18 protein-coding genes are annotated in these 15,506 nt (G+C 64.3%); 5 read left to right on the plus strand and 13 right to left on the minus strand.

Annotated features, from left to right (window positions below; genetic code table 11):
* Positions 1 to 167 precede the first annotated feature (167 nt).
* Entirely contained in the window at positions 168 to 701 is a 534-nt protein-coding gene (locus RBB42_RS11965) for a hypothetical protein (RefSeq protein WP_305972448.1), read from the plus strand.
* A 12-nt stretch (positions 702 to 713) separates the two neighbouring features.
* On the opposite strand, the gene RBB42_RS11970 is transcribed toward RBB42_RS11965, so the two are convergent.
* The 8 genes from RBB42_RS11970 to RBB42_RS12005 form a co-directional block, all read right to left on the minus strand.
* The gene (locus RBB42_RS11970) at positions 714 to 1,304 is read right to left on the minus strand and encodes a DUF3228 family protein (RefSeq protein WP_305972449.1); all 591 of its coding nucleotides are present in this window, start codon (positions 1,302 to 1,304) and stop codon (positions 714 to 716) included.
* 72 nt (positions 1,305 to 1,376) lie between these two features.
* Positions 1,377 to 2,504, minus strand: a complete 1,128-nt coding sequence (locus RBB42_RS11975; RefSeq protein ID WP_305972450.1) for an SPFH domain-containing protein — start codon at positions 2,502 to 2,504, stop codon at positions 1,377 to 1,379.
* Positions 2,505 to 2,519: 15 nt separating this feature from the next.
* Positions 2,520 to 3,488 carry a DUF2927 domain-containing protein gene (locus RBB42_RS11980; protein WP_305972451.1) on the minus strand — a complete coding sequence of 323 codons (969 nt, stop codon included), beginning with the start codon at positions 3,486 to 3,488 and terminating at the stop codon, positions 2,520 to 2,522.
* 8 nt (positions 3,489 to 3,496) lie between these two features.
* Positions 3,497 to 4,678 carry a toxic anion resistance protein gene (locus tag RBB42_RS11985; protein WP_305972452.1) on the minus strand — a complete coding sequence of 394 codons (1,182 nt, stop codon included), beginning with the start codon at positions 4,676 to 4,678 and terminating at the stop codon, positions 3,497 to 3,499.
* Between the two features lie 21 nt (positions 4,679 to 4,699).
* Complete coding sequence (locus RBB42_RS11990; RefSeq protein ID WP_305972453.1) at positions 4,700 to 5,602, minus strand: 5-bromo-4-chloroindolyl phosphate hydrolysis family protein; 903 nt, start codon at positions 5,600 to 5,602, stop codon at positions 4,700 to 4,702.
* 192 nt (positions 5,603 to 5,794) lie between these two features.
* Entirely contained in the window at positions 5,795 to 6,637 is an 843-nt protein-coding gene (locus tag RBB42_RS11995) for a hypothetical protein (protein WP_305972454.1), read from the minus strand.
* 18 nt (positions 6,638 to 6,655) lie between these two features.
* Positions 6,656 to 6,853, minus strand: coding sequence for a hypothetical protein (locus RBB42_RS12000; protein ID WP_305972455.1), 198 nt, complete (start codon positions 6,851 to 6,853; stop codon positions 6,656 to 6,658).
* Between the two features lie 103 nt (positions 6,854 to 6,956).
* A complete protein-coding gene (locus RBB42_RS12005; protein WP_306043690.1) occupies positions 6,957 to 7,796 on the minus strand; it encodes a pseudouridine synthase in 840 nt (279 codons plus the stop codon).
* Positions 7,797 to 7,904: 108 nt separating this feature from the next.
* Here RBB42_RS12005 and RBB42_RS12010 point away from each other — a divergent pair, with 108 nt between their 5' ends.
* On the plus strand, positions 7,905 to 8,354 hold the full coding sequence (locus RBB42_RS12010) for a nucleoside deaminase (protein WP_305972457.1): 450 nt from the start codon (positions 7,905 to 7,907) through the stop codon (positions 8,352 to 8,354).
* Positions 8,355 to 8,358: 4 nt separating this feature from the next.
* Positions 8,359 to 8,904 (plus strand): pseudouridine synthase, encoded by a 546-nt coding sequence (locus RBB42_RS12015; RefSeq protein ID WP_305972458.1) that lies wholly within the window; start codon positions 8,359 to 8,361, stop codon positions 8,902 to 8,904.
* A gap of 35 nt (positions 8,905 to 8,939) precedes the next feature.
* Here the strand turns inward: RBB42_RS12015 and RBB42_RS12020 are convergent, their stop codons facing one another.
* Genes RBB42_RS12020 through clpS form a run of 5 tightly spaced genes read right to left on the minus strand, consistent with a single transcriptional unit; the run spans position 8,940 to position 12,871 of the window.
* Complete coding sequence (locus RBB42_RS12020) at positions 8,940 to 9,749, minus strand: arylamine N-acetyltransferase family protein (protein WP_305972459.1); 810 nt, start codon at positions 9,747 to 9,749, stop codon at positions 8,940 to 8,942.
* A 10-nt stretch (positions 9,750 to 9,759) separates the two neighbouring features.
* Complete coding sequence (hemF, locus tag RBB42_RS12025; RefSeq protein WP_305972460.1) at positions 9,760 to 10,641, minus strand: oxygen-dependent coproporphyrinogen oxidase; 882 nt, start codon at positions 10,639 to 10,641, stop codon at positions 9,760 to 9,762.
* 55 nt (positions 10,642 to 10,696) lie between these two features.
* A complete protein-coding gene (locus RBB42_RS12030; RefSeq protein ID WP_305972461.1) occupies positions 10,697 to 11,497 on the minus strand; it encodes an SDR family NAD(P)-dependent oxidoreductase in 801 nt (266 codons plus the stop codon).
* Positions 11,498 to 11,536: 39 nt separating this feature from the next.
* Positions 11,537 to 12,526, minus strand: coding sequence for a class I SAM-dependent methyltransferase (locus RBB42_RS12035; RefSeq protein ID WP_305972462.1), 990 nt, complete (start codon positions 12,524 to 12,526; stop codon positions 11,537 to 11,539).
* Between the two features lie 21 nt (positions 12,527 to 12,547).
* Complete coding sequence (gene clpS, locus RBB42_RS12040) at positions 12,548 to 12,871, minus strand: ATP-dependent Clp protease adapter ClpS (protein ID WP_305972465.1); 324 nt, start codon at positions 12,869 to 12,871, stop codon at positions 12,548 to 12,550.
* 126 nt (positions 12,872 to 12,997) lie between these two features.
* Between clpS and RBB42_RS12045 the strand changes: the two genes are divergently transcribed.
* Positions 12,998 to 13,696, plus strand: a complete 699-nt coding sequence (locus RBB42_RS12045) for an HAD family hydrolase (protein ID WP_305972463.1) — start codon at positions 12,998 to 13,000, stop codon at positions 13,694 to 13,696.
* A gap of 317 nt (positions 13,697 to 14,013) precedes the next feature.
* Positions 14,014 to 15,480: a D-alanyl-D-alanine carboxypeptidase family protein gene (locus tag RBB42_RS12050; protein WP_305972464.1), complete on the plus strand. Its 1,467-nt coding sequence runs from the start codon at positions 14,014 to 14,016 to the stop codon at positions 15,478 to 15,480.
* The last annotated feature ends 26 nt before the right edge of the window (positions 15,481 to 15,506 follow it).

The raw sequence follows: 15,506 nt of genomic DNA on the forward strand, positions 1-15,506 counted from the left end.
GGGCGGTGGGGGGAGATCACTCATGTTGAAAAAGGCATCAAGCTGTGGCGTTTGCCCGCATCCTTGCGCGGATTGTGTCCCGGGGAAAGGGAAAATCCCGGTTGCCTGCCCTTGGCGCTGTCCGGCGCGAAGGCTAGCGTGTCGGCATGCGGAAAGGGAGCGACCGAATGATGCGATGTCTGGTCCTGGGAATGGTGTGGATGGCAGGGGCCGCCGTGGCAGAGCCCGTGACCTATGCCTTTGAATGGACCGGCGGTGGCGGCTATGCGGTCACGGGGGCGCTGCAATACGACAGCGCGGCCATCAGCGGGCCTTTCGTCCTTGCGCAGGATCTGAGCTGTTTCGTGATCGAGGGCAGCAAGGAAGGGGAGCCGGTGGGGCGCTGGGCGCTGACCATGCTGAACGAAGAAACAAGTTGGCGACTGCATTTCGACCCGGCGTCGGGAAGTTTCCTTGTGGATGGGCAGGGCATCTGGATGCCGCAGGCCTGGAACATGAACGGCGAGGGGCAAGATTGCGGAAAGGACGGTTTCGGCTTCAACATCGGCAACGCGGCGCAGGACATCTGCATCGACAACCGGCTGATTTTTGAAAGCCAGGTCGCGCCGGGAGAGCCGTTTCCGGCGATCCGGGTGGAGGACCACGACTTTCCCGCCGATGCCTGTCATGCCCCGCCAATGTTGAGCCTGCTGACGCGCTGACACCGTGGGCTGTCAGGTGTCTTCCGGTTGCCGGACGGCGGCGTGACGGTCCCAGAAGGCAACGGCCCTGGCATAGGCCTCGGGGTCGATCTCCTTGCCGGACCCACCTGCCGCGCGTCCCAAAGCGTTACGCCATTGGGTGATCGGAGGCATGGGCGGTTCGACCGGTTCCAGCGTGCCGATGATCGAGACCACACCCCAGTCACACTCTGGAACGCCTTGTTCCTCGGGGTAGTCGGCGGCCTCAGCCACCAGTTGCGCGTGGCTGTAGAGGATCACGTCCAGCCAGCCGGCGACTGGGGCCTCGCCCTCGAACCAGCGTTCCAGGACCGCCATTTCGCCCTCGCGCCGCGCCGCGTAACCGCTGCGCAGCAGGTGGGCGTTCACCGGTGTGATTGGGGCAAAGCCGCAACGGGTGTCGGTGTCATTCTCAAGGAACAGGTGCTTGCAGAAGGGGGCATAGCCATCGACGAGCTCTGCGCCCCCGGCAAGGGCAGCGTTGCAGCGGTCGATCAACTCATCGGGTGAGATACCCTCGATCAGCGTACCGCTGGCGCGCGGCTGCCAGTTGCGGCGCGCGAAATCGGTCATGGCGACGTACATGGGGCGTCTCCGGTGTGATGGGGAGTTGTCCCGGGGCGTGCCCGGGACTGACGTCTTCGGGGTCGGCCGCGCTTACATCGGCGGCGGCGGGGGCGGCATGACGGTGAAGAGCTGCGCCAGTTCCGGCACTTCTCCGGCGCGCTTCCAGCCGTCCTGTCCCTGGGTCCAGGCGTGGGTCTCGCGGGTCAGTTCGCCGCTGGCGACCATCTTGCCCAGGTCGGCCTTGGAGAACGGGCCGGAGGTCTGTCCATTCTTGGCCAGGTGCCAGACATGTTCGACCGGCGGCGGCGGCGGGGCCATCGGCGCCGCGGCGGGCTGCGGTCGCGCCTGCTGTTGCGGGGCAGCGCCCCAAGGGCCTTGCTGGCCCATCGCATTGGCCATCTGCATGCCCATGCCAGCGCCGAATCCCATACCCATCGATTGATCCATCGCGCCGCCCTGGCCCATCGCCTCGGCAGCCTTCCATTTCATGTGGTCGTCGAGATTGCCCGCGATCCCGCGCGAGGTACGGGCATCCAGCGCCTTTTCCACCGCCTCGGGCAAAGAGATGTTCTCGATGTAGAGCTCGACCAGTTCGAGACCGTACTGGTGGATCACCGGGTCGATCGCCTTGCGGATCAGTTCGGCCACGTCGCCGGTGTTTGCGGCCATGTCCAGCACGGGGATCCCGCTGGCCGCGATGTCCTTGGAAAACTCCTGCACGATGATGTTGCGGATCTGGAAACTGATCTCGTCCATCGTGAATTCGCCGTCGGTGCCGACGATTTCGGTCATGAACAGCGCGGGGTCGGCCACCTTGATCGAATAGGTGCCGAAGGCGCGGATGCGGGTCGGCCCGAATTCCGGGTCGCGCAGCATGATCGGGTTCTTGGTTCCCCATTTCAGGTTGGTGAACCGATTGGTGTTGACGAAATAGACCTCGGATTTGAACGGCGACTGAAACGCATGGTCCCAGTGCTGCAACGAGGTCATGATCGGCATGTTGTTGGTCTCGAGCATGTAGAGACCGGGGGTGAAGACATCCGCCAACTGGCCCTCGTGGACAAAGACCGCGGCCTGTCCCTCGCGCACCGTCAGCTTGGCGCCGTACTTAATCTCGTGGCCTTCGCGTTCGAACCGCCAGACCATCGTGTCGCGGGTGTCGTCCGTCCAGTGGATGACGTCGATGAATTGTCCGGACAGGAAATCCCAGATGCCCATGTTACACTCCCTAAATCAGCTTGGGCCTGTGGTGCCCATCAATTGTGCTGCCTTCTGCTGAACGATCGGCAGCGCCTCTTCGGCACTCATGCCCGGTTTGAGACGCGGATCGTAGAGGATTTTCAACAGCATCTCGTCATGGGTGGTCAGCAGCGCGAATTCATCGTCGTCGTTGAAGATCGACGGCCGCGCGCGGGGGCTGTCGTTGCCCAGGCCCATGCCCTGGGCCAGTTCCTCGTGAATGCAGGACCGGCGCAGCAGCGGCGGATGTTCCGACCGGATGACGGCGATGGCGGTGCCGTAATCATACCCGCCGGGACTGCGCGAAAAGGCGACGACGACGCAATGGATGCCGCGCGGCAGGTTGTCGAAGATGCGCAGCGCGGTCGGGTTCACATCCGGCACGATCTCGCGGATGCGCGGGGCGATCAGGCCTGCGTCGTCCTCGGACATGAACAGGACGTGGTAATTGGGGTTGCTGTCGACCATCGTGATCGGATGCCCGGTGACTCGTGACAGGCGTGCCGCGAACGAGGCGACCTGCGCGCGCGACTCGGCGATCTGGTCCTTGGGGACGCCGGGGCCGAATTCCGTCGTCATGCGGACGGGGATCGTCCATTTCTTGATCGCGCTGGGGCCGCCGGACGAAGGCCGCAGGCCGGCCCCGCGTTCGTATTCCTCTTCGAGCGCGATGGCCGCGAAGTTCCGTACCAGCATCGTGTCGGTAAAGGACGTGTCCGGCCCGCCGCCATCGGTACGCAAAAGGCCGCGGGCCAGAAGATCGTTCTGCACCCGGCCATAATATTGCGCCAGGGCGCGGCTGGCGCGCGAGGGTTCCGCTGCCGGTTCTTCGGCGGGGGCCAGCGTTGCTGGCCGCGCAGCCGGTTTCACCCCCGTCTTGCGCGGCGCAAGGTCAGAGCCGACACACCCCGACAGGATCAGGGCAGCTGAAAGTGCCAATGCTGATTTCAAGCCGCCCTTCATGGTCTTCCTCAGCCCGGAACCGATCCGGCCGCTTCGCGCCGGGACTTGGCAGAGGCCAGCGTGTCGCGCAGCTCGTGCTCCATCTTCTGCAGTTCCTCCTCGGCCTTGGCGCGGCGCGCCTTGCCTTCGTCGGCGATCTGCAGGCTGTCCTCGATGGTGGCGATCAGGTCGGCGTTGGCCTGTTTGACGGCCTCGATGTCGAAGACGCCGCGTTCCATCTCTTCGCGGATCATCTTGTTGCTGTCGCGCAGGTTGGCGGCGTTCGAGGTCAGCAGCTCGTTGGTCAGGTCGTTGGCGTCGCGCACGGCTGCGGCGGCCTGTTTCGACCGCTGGATCGTCAGTGCCTGCGCCAGCTGGGTTTCCCAGAGCGGCACGGTGTTGACGAGGGTCGAGTTGATCTTGGTGACCAGCGACTTGTCGTTTTCCTGCACCAGCCGGATCGAGGGCAGAGACTGCATCGTGACCTGGCGGGTCAGCTTGAGGTCGTGCACCCGGCGCTCCAGATCGTCGCGCGCGGCGCGCAGATCGCGCAGTTCCTGCGCGATCATCACCGCGTCATTCTCGGCGGCGGCCTGAACCTCGGCCTCCTTGGCGGGGATGGTCTGGGTATCCAGCTCTTCGATCTTTGCCTCGCCGGCAGAGATGTAGAGCGCCAGTTCATCGTAGAACTGCAGGGTCTTTTCATACAGCAGATCGAGCGACTTGATGTCCTTGAGCAGGATGTGCTCGTGCTTCAGCAGGTCGTCGGTGACCTTGTCGATCTGGCCCTGCACGGTTTCGAAACGGGCTGTGAACTTGGCGAAGGGGGCGGCGCGGCCCAGCAGTTTCTCCCACCAGCTGCGTTCGCGGCGCACGTCCAGTTCGGACACGGAAAAACCGCGGATCGTGGTGACGATGTTGCGCAGGGAGTCGCCCGCCGGACCCACGTCCTTGTTGCGCACGTCCGTCAGCATGGCCTGGCTGATTTCCTGCAGTTCGGCCTGGGCGGCAGAGCCGAAAGAGACGATGGAATTGGTATCTGCCATGTCCAGTTCGTCCATCCGCGAGCGGATCTCGCCGCTGACCTCTGCGGGCGCATCCTTGAGCGGCACGACGGCATTGGCCTCGACCGGATCGGGAAGAACAACGGCGTTCACCTCGTCGACCAAGGCCACGGTCTTTTCGGCTTCCTGACGTGTGTTTTCAGACATGGGATCCCCTGTTCAATAAATTCATCTTGGTTCGAGGTGGACGCCTTCACGTTGCAGGCGGTCGCGCAGAACCTCGATTTCCACGTTCAAGTCTTCGTTGTTGTCCGCCAGCAGCTTGTCGATCTTCTTGTCGAAGCTTTCTTCCAGATCGGTCAGCAGCATCATGTAATCGCTGCGGGCATCGCGGTCCTGCTGGCGGGAAAAGATGTCCGCGAATTTCACCGTCGCGTCGCGGGCGCCCATCAGGTAGACGCCCAGAAACTTGCGCGCGCCAGTCAGGTCGCGCGGATCTTCCTCGACCGTTCGGATCATTTCGCGGACTTTGACGGTAAAGCGGTCCACCCGCGCCTCGACTTGGCGGTCCCCGGCGCGTTTTACCGCATCGGTCATGGCATTGAGATAGTTTTCCGCCTCGTCCACGACCTTGGCGACGCGATCCTGGGTGAAGGTGTCGACCCCCTCCATCCCCTTGTCTTTCAGCGGGTCGATGCCAAAGGCGCCGATATGCAGTACGCCCGCGGCGCCGCCGAAGATCAGCGGCGCGATCAGACCGGGTTCCGATCGCCAGGCGGCGATGCCGGCACCGACACCGCACAGGACGGCGGCGAATATCTTGCGCGGGATGGCCGGGCGGCGCGCGATCTTGCGTTCGTGGTAGGCGGATTCGGCGATCAGCCCGTCGCGCAAGAGCCAGGCGCCCAGCAGCAGCGTTGCGGCGCCTGCAAGGCCCGCGGCCAAGCCGATGGCGCCGTCATTGATCGACAGGATCGCCAGAACCACACCGGGAATGAACAGGACGTTTGATCGCGCACCCGCGGGCGAGACGCGGGCACGGTGATAGGCCGGGCGATCTTTGTGCGGCCGATCGTCGGGGCCATCGGGAGACCCGTCGGGGCTGAATTTTCCACCGAACTTGCGAGCCATCCGGTCAAAGCCCTCCCAGCCAGCCGGTCGCCACTCCGAAAAGCAGCACGATCAGCAGGGCATAGCTCACCTTCTGCAAGGCGTTTCCAGACATCGCACTCCCCGGGTGACGGCGCTTTTATCGCGCGTTTCCAAGCCGGAACTTAAGGGCAAAATGCTGCGCTTGCTAGGGGGAAGTCCGGGGCTGCCGCGTCAGGCGGCGGATTCCCGGGGCATCCTGTCGATCAGCTGGTCGGCCTGCCGCTCAAATGCATCGCGGGTTCTCCGGATGCCGTTTCGCTTGGCAAAGGATTCAAAGCTGTCGGTCATGATGTCCAGCTTGGCAAGAAACCGCCGCCGGGCAAAGACGTGGCCCTTGCTGTTCCAGGCCTGCTCAAGTCGGTCGATCTCCTGTTCGAGGATCTCGACGACCCTGCGTGCGGGCCGGTCCAGCCGCTCGGCGTTACGCTGATCGCCCGAGACTTGCCGCATCTGACCCAGTACCAGCCGGCGCGCGGCCGCGACCTGGTGCGTCAGAGCGGCGTCGTCCAGCGCGGCAACACGATCGGCAAGGGCGGCGAGGGATGCCTCGACGCTGTCCAGTGTCGTTTGACCTGTTGCCCGTTCCGAACCCTTGTTGCGCATCGGGTCCAGCCCGAAGGCCGCGAGGGCCAGGCAGGCGGCCAACATCCCCGTCAGGGCCGGGATCCACAGGTTGTCATATTTGTGCCCGGCCAGGATCAGGACAACGAGACCGATCAGCATCGACCCGATCACCTTGCGGGGCACGCGCGGGGCGCGCGCAACCTCGGCATGGTCGTAGTCATGGTGGATTTGCTGCCCGGCAGCGATCAGGCGCAGCGCCAGAGAATAGACCCAGAGCAGGGCAATGGCGGTGGCAATGCCGGCAAAGGAGCCCTGGAACACCCAAAGCAACAATGGAAAGGCGGCAAGGAAGAGGAAGTTCAGGCCGGAATCGATCTGGGTTCGTTCGACGGCCAGCCCGTCAGAGCCTTCGTCAGGGGCGAATTCAGCGTTGTTTCGGATCTGATCCATTTGTCTCGACGCCTCCCCTCAGGTGTAGCTCATGATGAAGATCATCAGCCACAGCGCAAAATAGGCGATGTGTCGGATCAATTGCCCGTTCTTCCGTGCGCGACGGGTATAGGCGGCCACCGCGTCGAAGGTGTCCACCGCGACCATGCGCAAGTTGCCCACCACCAGCAGGGCAGAGGCAAGGAGAATCGAAAGGGCTATGAATGTTGTCACCATGAGGACAACATTCGTGCGAAACGGGGCGAAATCGGGGCAGGCGCCGGGAAAAATAAAGAAACGTTAACGAAGAGTGAAGCAAAAGCCACAGCTGGCGCTGTCGTTAACTCTTTCTTGGCTCCCGTCGGCGGCGTTGGACCTGTCGTTTGCCCGCAGCCCCGGGCTTGCCGGGTCTTCCCGGTTTCGAGGGCTTGGCAGTGCCAACCGGCTCGGGCTCCAGTCCCAGTTGATCGCGCAGGATCTTGCGGCGAACCTCCTGCACCTCGCCGGGTTTCATCTGGCCCAGCTGGAACGGTCCGCAAGACACCCGGATCAACCGGTTCACGGTCAGGCCGATGTCGGTCATTGCGCGGCGGATCTCGCGGTTCTTGCCCTCGCGCAGGCCCACGGTCAGCCAGGCGTTGGCGCCCTGCTGGCGATCCAGGCTGACCTGCATCGGCTGGAATTTCTGTCCGTCGACCTCGATGCCCTCGCGCAGCGGTTTCAGCACCTCGTCCGTCGGGCGTCCGTTCACGCGGACACGGTATTTCCGCAGCCAGCCGGTCGAGGGAAGTTCCAGCTTGCGCTTGATCGCGCCATCATTGGTCAGCAGCAGCAATCCCTCGGAGTTGAGGTCCAGCCGCCCGACGCTCATGACGCGGGGCAGATCCTCGGGCAAATCGTCGTAGATCGTGGGCCGTCCCTGTTCATCCCGCGTGGTCGTCACCAGACCGGTCGGCTTGTGATACAGCCAGAGCCGGGCGGGGGCGGGTGCTTCGAGCGGGGTGCCGTCGACGATGACCTTGTCCGCATCGGTGACGTTCAGTGCGGCGCGGTCGATCACCTTGCCGTTCACGGTGACACGGCCCTCGGCGATCATGCGTTCGGCCTCGCGCCGGCTGGCGCGGCCTGCGCGGGCGATGACCTTGGCGATTCGCTCTCCGGGTGGGGTCTTGTTTTCCATCCATGTCCTTTAACGCGGCGGCGGGGCTGGGCGAAAGGGCCTTCGAAAGCCCTTTGAAGGTGGCCGCAAGCGCCTTTCCCCCACCCTCTGGCCGCGCTAACAGGTGGCATGACGTTCCGCAGCCACATGGACATAGCCCTGGAAGAGGCGCAGGCCGCCGCCCGCCGCGGCGAGGTTCCGGTGGGGGCCGTCCTTGTTTCGCCCGGGGGCGAGGTGATCGCGCAGGCAGGCAACCGCACCCGGGAACGGAACGATCCGACCGCCCATGCCGAGGTGCTGGTGATCCGCGCGGGGTGTTCGATGCTGGGCTCCGAACGGTTGCCGGACCATGATCTCTACGTCACGCTGGAGCCGTGTCCGATGTGCGCCGCGGCAATCGGCTTTGCGCGCATCCGCCGGCTGTACTACGGCGCGTCGGATCCGAAATCCGGCGGCGTGGCGCAGGGGCCACGGGTGTTTTCCCATCCGCAGTGCCATCATGTGCCAGAGATCTATGACGGCATCGGGGGCGACGCAGCCTCGGAGTTGCTGCGCGACTTCTTTGCGGCGCGGAGATGACGACATGGCGAGGGTAATCCTGTTCAACAAGCCGTTCGGAGTGCTTTCGCAGTTCACCGACAAGGGCAACGCGGACACGCCGCGCGCAACCCTGTCGGATTTCATCAACGTGCCGGGGGTCTATCCGGCGGGCCGGCTGGACCGGGACAGCGAGGGGCTTCTGGTGCTAACCGACGACGGGCGGTTGCAGGCGCGCATCGCCAGCCCCAAATTCAAGCGTCCCAAGAGCTACCTTGTGCAGGTCGAGGGCAATCCCTCTCAGGATCAGCTAGAGGCGCTGCGCAAGGGCGTGACACTGAAGGACGGACCGACGCGGCCGGCGCATTGCAATCAGATCGAGGCGCCAGACCTCTGGCCGCGTGATCCTCCGGTACGGTTCCGCAAGACGGTGCCCGATGCCTGGCTGAAGCTGACCATCACCGAGGGCCGCAACCGGCAGGTGCGGCGCATGTGCGCCCATGTCGGCCTTCCTTGTCTGCGGTTGGTGCGCTGGTCGGTCGGGGACTGGACGCTGGACGGAATCGCGCAGGGAAAATGGCGCGACGCCTGAAAGGGGAGTCGGCAGGAGGCCCTGGATCAAGCGTTTCACCGAGGCGGGGCGGAAAGAACCTGGACGCGGTCCCAGAGAGCCTGAACCGTGTCATCCGGCAGGACGAGGCCCAGCCTGACGCACAGGACGTTGTGCAGGGCTTCGGCGTTGATCAGCAACCGTTTTTTGCCTGCCTCGTTCAACTGACGGTCCAGCAGGCCCAGCGGCATATCCCCGTCGTAGCCCTTGACCATGAGGTGATGCGGAAAGGGCGCCTGTGGCCAGTGCGAGCAGAGAAAGTTCCCGGCCTCGATGTCGCTGTCGCAGACGTGGGCATCATCGAACCCATACAGCGCAAATTCCTCGTCGGGCTTGCGCAGGAATAGCACCCGCTCATCCGTGGCGGGATCATCGCGCAGGATGTAGCTGCCGTTGGGGGCGGTCTGGGGGCCATTCTCATGCAGCAAGAGCGGCTCTAACGGTGTTGGTCGGCCGAATCCGGCGTCGGCCAGGTAATCGGTGCCGTCTATCCGGCAGATCAGCAGAAGATGCGTGCGCGCACCGCCCTGTGCCGCGCCCTTGCGGACGCGGGCCAGCCGTCGTGTCACGTCGAACCCGAGCGCCAGCAAGGCATCCTGAAACAGTGGGTTCTGTTCAAAGCAATAGCCGCCACGGCCCCGGTGCAGGATCTTGTCGGCGACCTCCGCCGAACTCACGCCCGGGGCAATCCCAAGGAATGGATCGATATCCTCGAAGGGAATGCGCTGGATCTGCGCGCTTTGCAGGCGGGCCAAGCCTTCGGTCGTGGGAGGCACGGGGCCAATGCCCAGCCGGTCGAGATAGAGAGAGAGGTCGAAACCGCTCACGGCGTCGCGCTCAGACCCATTTCGCCAGCGGTGGCAGGCTCATCAGGACGGCGTTGGCGTCATGGCCGGTGGCCAGCCCGAACTTGGTGCCCCGGTCGTAGACAAGGTTGTATTCGGCATAAAGACCGCGGTGGATCAGCTGGGTGTCCTTGTCAGCCTCGGAGCAGTCCTGCACGCGCCGCTTTTCGACCAGCGGCAAGTAGGCGGGCAGGAAGGCGCGACCGATGTCTTGCGTCAGGGCGAAATCAACCTCCCAGTCGCCGGTATTGCGGTCGTCCATGAAAATGCCGCCGACGCCGCGCGCACGGTGGCGGTGGGGGATGTAGAAATACTCATCCGCCCAGGCCTTCAGTTCGGGGTAGAGCGTGTCCCCGTGCGGGTCGAGATGCGCCTTTTGGGTGGCGTGGAAATGGGCCGTGTCCTCATCGTATTCGATGCAGGGGTTCAGGTCCGACCCGCCGCCGAACCACCAGGCGCCCGGTGTCCAGAACATGCGGGTGTTCATGTGGACAGCGGGAACATGCGGGTTTTGCATATGGGCGACCAGCGAAATGCCCGAGGCCCAGAAACGCGGGTCCGTGTCCATGCCGGGCACGCCACGGGCTGCCATCGCCCTTTGTGCGGCTTCACCCAGCGTACCGTAGACCGTCGAGACGTTGACGCCGACCTTTTCAAAGACACGCCCGCCGCGCATCACACTCATCAGGCCGCCACCCGCGTCGGAGCCATCGTCGGAGGCGCGCTTTGTCTGGGTCACCTCGAAACGGCCCGGAGTGTCGTCCGAGAAGGGGCCTTCGGAATGGCTGTCCTCCAACCCTTCGAATGCGGCGACGATCTCGTCGCGGAGCTGGCGGAACCATCTGCTGGCGCGGTCCTTTTCGGTGTCCATCATGCGGTGCTCTCCCTTTCCAGGGATGTCTAGGTCAGAGGTGTGCGTACGACAAGCGTCAGTGCGCCGGGGCCGCCACCGGGTCCAGCAGGGTACGCCCGCCATCGACCGTCATGATCTGGCCGGTGACAAAGCCCGCGCCCTCGCAGGACAGGAACTGCACCGACTCGGCCAGCTCGCGCGGGGCGGCAATGCGGCCCAGCGGTGTGTGGTCCTCGATGTCCGAGCGATAGCTCTTGTGTTCGCGCAGGGTGTCCTTGAGGCTGGAAGACATGACCGAGCCGAAGGCCACGGCGTTCACGCGGATACGGTGAGGGGCCAGCGCCACTGCCATCGAGCGGGTCATCTGGTCCAGCGCGGCGCAGGAAACGGAATAGCCCAGCAGTTCCGGATGGGTGCGGCGCGCGGCAATGGACGACAGGTTGACGATGGCACCTACCTGTCCCTCTTCCTGACCTGCCGCCTGCTTGATCATGCGTCGCGAGACGAGCTGCGTCATGCGGTAGGCGGTGGTCAGGTTCTGCGACAGCAGGGTTTCCATCGTGTCATCCTCCAGGTCCAGCGGATCGGAGGTCAGCAACTGGCGCGAGCCGTTGATCAGGATATCGACCCGATCGAAGGCGTCCAGCGTGGCAGAAAGGAGGTTCGCCATCGTCAGGCGTTCGCGCAGGTCGCCGGCAAAATAGCGGATCGAGCTGTCATCGTCAGAGCCCTTGCATTCCTTGACGAGCTGCGGCTCGTCCATGTCGGCGAGCATGACGTTGGCGCCCTTGTTGGCGAAATGGCGTGCGATGGCCAGGCCCACGCCATTGGCGGCGCCGGTCACGATCGCGGTCTTGCCTTCGATGGAGAAACTCATGGGGGCCTCGTGAGGGGGTTTGGGTCAAGCTAAGCGCGTTCAGCGCCGATGACGAGAGGGGCGCGCAGCCTGCAGGATCTTGAACCGGTTGTCGCCGCCGACCTCTGATGATTCGCGAAAGGCCTCGGCAAGTGTGGCCTCGTAGGGCAGGTGACGGTTGGCAACCAGCCACAGCCGTCCGTGCGGCGCAAGGATGCGGGCCGCAGAGGTGATGAAGGCGCGGCCGATCTCCGGATCGGCCTTGCGGCCCTGGTGAAAGGGCGGGTTCATGATGACCCCGTCAAGCGCGTTGGGGGACGTCCAGTCCGTTGCATCGGCCCAGTGGAACTGCGCGCGGGCGTCGCTGACGTTTGCGCGGGCGCAATCCAGCGCGGTCTTCTCGGCCTCGACGAGGTGCAGTTCGTTGACGGCCTCATGTTTCAGGATCTGGCGCGAAAGCCAGCCCCAACCGGCGCCGAGATCGGCAAAACGCCCTTTGATCGTGGCGGGCAGGGCCTTTGCCAGTGCCTGGCTGGCCGGATCGGGCCCGTCGGCGGAAAAGATGCCCGGCGCGGTCAGGTCGCCCGAGGACAGACGCGCGGGATCGTGTTGCCAGTCCGCCAGATCGGCACCGCCCTCGAACCAGAGGCATTTGCCATGCGCCTTGGACACCTGGCCCAGCAGCGTCACACGACCGCGAAGGGCCTTGACGATGGCTTCGATACCATCGGTCTTGGCGCCATTCACCACCACCAGCCCGCCGGGGGCCAGTGCGCTGGCCCGGGCGATGCGGTCTTCGGCCAGGTCACGGGCGCGAGGCAGGGTCACGATAACCGAGGCGTAGGGGCCTTCGGGCGCGGTCTGCACGGTGATGCCGCGTTGTTGCCAGGCGGCGTGATCGGGAAGGAATGTCTGGATGACCTCGACGCGGGCCGGGTCCAGCCCGACAAGATCCGCATCTCCGGGGGCGCCGACAAGCGCGATTCGGCCGTCGTCAGGCAGGGAAAGGCCGCCGGAGGCGAGGGCGAAGGAAAGACGATCGGTGGACATGGGACGGAAGGGCGCGGGCGCCTATTCCTTCTCCATCGTGCACTGCAGGGGGTGCTGGTGACGGCGGGCAAAATCCATCACCTGCCCCACCTTGGTTTCCGCGATCTCGTGGCTGAAGACACCGACCACGGCGACACCCTTCTTGTGGACAGTCAGCATGACCTCAAAGGCCTGCGCATGGGTCATGCCGAAAAAGCGTTCGAGCACATGCACGACGAATTCCATCGGCGTATAGTCGTCATTCAGCAGCAGAACCTTGTAGAGCGGCGGGCGCTTGGTCTTCGGCTTGGTCTTCACGGCGATGTCGGCGTCGCCCTCGCCGTCATCGGGCGGGGTGCCGGTCATCATGAACGTCCGGGTGAAGTGGGCGTCTGTCATCGGGGCAATCGCGCTTTGGGTTTCCGTCTACGGCCCTTGTATATAGGGTAGGGGTGGTTGGCGAAAAGGGGGCCGTTCGCGGCTGCATACAGGATGCCGAAAAAACTGCAAACAATCGGTTTCGATGCGGATGACACCCTGTGGCACAACGAACGCTTTTTCGTGCTCACCCAAGAGCGATTCGCCGATCTGCTGCGCGACTACGCGGAAAAGGACCACCTGGCCGAGCGCCTGGTCGAGGCCGAGCGCCGCAACATCGGCCACTACGGATTCGGGGTGAAGGGATTCGTCCTGTCGATGATCGAGACCGCCATCGAGGTGACGGAGGGGCGCGTGCCGGCCTCGGTCATCTCGGAGCTGATGGCGGCAGGGCGTGACATGCTGGCCCACCCGATCGAGCTTTTGCCCCATGCGCAGGACGCGGTGGAGGCGGTGGCCGACACGCATCGCGTGGTCCTGATTACCAAGGGTGACCTGCTGCACCAGGAACGCAAGCTGGCCCAATCGGGCCTCGGTGACCTTTTCGACGGGGTCGAGATCGTTTCGGACAAGCAACCCGACACCTATGCGCGCATCTTCGGTGCTCTGCCAGGCGGCACCGGTGCGTCGATGATGGTGGGCAACTCGATGAAATCGGACGTCGTTCCCGCCATCGAGGCCGGTGCCTGGGGCGTGCATGTGCCGCATGATCTGGCCTGGGCGCTGGAACATGCCGAGCCCCCCGAGGCGCCGCGATTCCGGACCCTGACCGATCTTGGCGATCTGCCCGGCCTCGTTCACGAGATCGGCTGAAGGGGTCGCAGCCCGAGTCGCCATATTTCGGCCATATTTCGCCACATTCCCGTCCTAATGGACGGTCTAGGGGCTGGACGCGTATCAACCCGCTACATCTAGCGGGTTCACAATGATAAAAATCCATGAATATCAGGGCATTGCCCGCTTCTCTTGAAGTTCCTTTCGTGTTAGCATCCTCTTAACCACGGTCGCGCAAAATGGGGCCGGGACATAAGCAACAACCCCAACCGAAAAATCGGGGGGACGAGGCAGAAAGGCAGTGTATCGTGACGGGACGTCGCAGGCAGTCAGGCCATTGGGGCCTGTATTTCTTCATGTTCGTGTGGCTCATTGTTCTGTTGCCGCTCAGCGTAGCGGCTGCGCCCTATGCAGCCATGGTGATGGACGCACGCAACGGCAAGGTGCTGCACGCGCAGAACGCCGATACCCGGCTGCATCCCGCCTCTCTGACCAAGATGATGACGCTCTATATCGCCTTCGAGGCGGTGCAGAACGGCGAGTTGACGATGGACACACTGATCACCGTGTCGCGCAAGGCCGCCGCGGAAGAGCCGTCGAAACTGGGCCTGCGGCCCGGCCAGAAGATCAAGCTGCGTTACCTGGTGCGCGCGGCGGCGGTCAAATCCGCCAATGACGCCGCCACGGCCATCGCCGAGGGAATCGAGGGATCCGAGGCCGCCTTTGCCCGCCGCATGAACCGGACCGCCAAGGCGATGGGCATGACGCGCACCACATTCAAGAATGCACACGGTCTGACCGAAAGCGGGCACCTGTCCACGGCGCGCGACATGACGATCCTGGGGCAGCACATGATCTACGACTACCCGCAGTATTATAACCTGTTCTCGCGCAAGACCGCGGATGCGGGGGTGCGCCGGGTGAATCACACCAACTCGCGGATGCTGAGTTCGTACCGTGGCGCCGACGGGATCAAGACCGGGTACACACGCGCCGCCGGATTCAACCTTGTCGCTTCGGCCGAACGCGGCAGCGAACGGGTGATCGCTACCGTCTTTGGCGGTCGGTCCACGGCCACGCGCAACGCACGGGTGGCGGAACTGCTGGACCTGGGGTTCAAGAAAGCCCCGACCTGGGTGAAGGTGCGCAAGCCCGATCGTCCGCCCTACCTTGGCAAGGGGGCTGGTGCCGGCGGCATCGTGGTCGCCAATACCTCGGATCCGGCGCCGGGCACGCGGGCGAAGTCGATCCGGGTTGCCTCTGCTGCCGTCACCCGCAGCCTGAGGCCCAAGGCGCGACCGGGCAGCGCGGTGGATCCGGCGTTGGTGGCACCGCTGGTGGCCTCGGTCGGCAAGGACATCGAGCGAGAGTTGCAGGAGATCGTGCTGGCCTCCGATACTGCGCCGGACCCCGCGCCCGACGACCCGGAGGTGGTTGTCGTGGCCGATGTCACCGATGTGGCCGCCCCGGCGAAGTCGAAAAAGCCGGTGCAACGGCCAGCCGCGGCCGCCGCCACGCTCAGCTACAAGGATACACCGACACCCGCCCGCAAGGCCGAGGTCGTCACACGCCTGTCGACCTCCGGCGGGCGGCACTGGGGCATCAACGTGGGCCGCTTCCCGAACGAGTACCAGGCGCAGAAGATGCTTTTGAAGACCGGGCTCACGGAAACAGCGACACTGGATGATGCGTTGCGCAAGGTTGTGCGGGGCAAGACCGGCTTTGACGCGATGTTCATGGGGATGACGCGCGACGGCGCCGAACTGGCTTGCCGTCGGCTTCAGGCACGACAGATGACCTGCTTCATGGTCGGGCCAAGCTGATCCAACCCCGGGCTGAACAATAGAAA

The sequence above is a fragment of the Mameliella sp. MMSF_3455 genome (assembly GCF_030733205.1).
Classification (GTDB): Bacteria; Pseudomonadota; Alphaproteobacteria; order Rhodobacterales; family Rhodobacteraceae; genus Antarctobacter.

Coding starts and splice junctions, on each gene's coding strand:
- RBB42_RS12030 (WP_305972461.1), bottom strand. CDS start 11,497: ATGAGTTTCTCCATCGAAGGCAAGACCGCGATCGTGACCGGCGCCGCC.
- RBB42_RS11990 (WP_305972453.1), bottom strand. CDS start 5,602: ATGGCTCGCAAGTTCGGTGGAAAATTCAGCCCCGACGGGTCTCCCGAT.
- RBB42_RS12050 (WP_305972464.1), top strand. CDS start 14,014: ATGTTCGTGTGGCTCATTGTTCTGTTGCCGCTCAGCGTAGCGGCTGCG.
- RBB42_RS11965 (WP_305972448.1), top strand. CDS start 168: ATGATGCGATGTCTGGTCCTGGGAATGGTGTGGATGGCAGGGGCCGCC.
- RBB42_RS11985 (WP_305972452.1), bottom strand. CDS start 4,678: ATGTCTGAAAACACACGTCAGGAAGCCGAAAAGACCGTGGCCTTGGTC.
- RBB42_RS12035 (WP_305972462.1), bottom strand. CDS start 12,526: ATGTCCACCGATCGTCTTTCCTTCGCCCTCGCCTCCGGCGGCCTTTCC.
- RBB42_RS11980 (WP_305972451.1), bottom strand. CDS start 3,488: ATGAAGGGCGGCTTGAAATCAGCATTGGCACTTTCAGCTGCCCTGATC.
- RBB42_RS11970 (WP_305972449.1), bottom strand. CDS start 1,304: ATGTACGTCGCCATGACCGATTTCGCGCGCCGCAACTGGCAGCCGCGC.
- RBB42_RS12005 (WP_306043690.1), bottom strand. CDS start 7,796: ATGGAAAACAAGACCCCACCCGGAGAGCGAATCGCCAAGGTCATCGCC.
- hemF (WP_305972460.1), bottom strand. CDS start 10,641: ATGATGGACACCGAAAAGGACCGCGCCAGCAGATGGTTCCGCCAGCTC.
- RBB42_RS12015 (WP_305972458.1), top strand. CDS start 8,359: ATGGCGAGGGTAATCCTGTTCAACAAGCCGTTCGGAGTGCTTTCGCAG.
- RBB42_RS12010 (WP_305972457.1), top strand. CDS start 7,905: ATGACGTTCCGCAGCCACATGGACATAGCCCTGGAAGAGGCGCAGGCC.
- RBB42_RS12000 (WP_305972455.1), bottom strand. CDS start 6,853: ATGGTGACAACATTCATAGCCCTTTCGATTCTCCTTGCCTCTGCCCTG.
- RBB42_RS11995 (WP_305972454.1), bottom strand. CDS start 6,637: ATGGATCAGATCCGAAACAACGCTGAATTCGCCCCTGACGAAGGCTCT.
- clpS (WP_305972465.1), bottom strand. CDS start 12,871: ATGACCGGCACCCCGCCCGATGACGGCGAGGGCGACGCCGACATCGCC.
- RBB42_RS12045 (WP_305972463.1), top strand. CDS start 12,998: ATGCCGAAAAAACTGCAAACAATCGGTTTCGATGCGGATGACACCCTG.
- RBB42_RS11975 (WP_305972450.1), bottom strand. CDS start 2,504: ATGGGCATCTGGGATTTCCTGTCCGGACAATTCATCGACGTCATCCAC.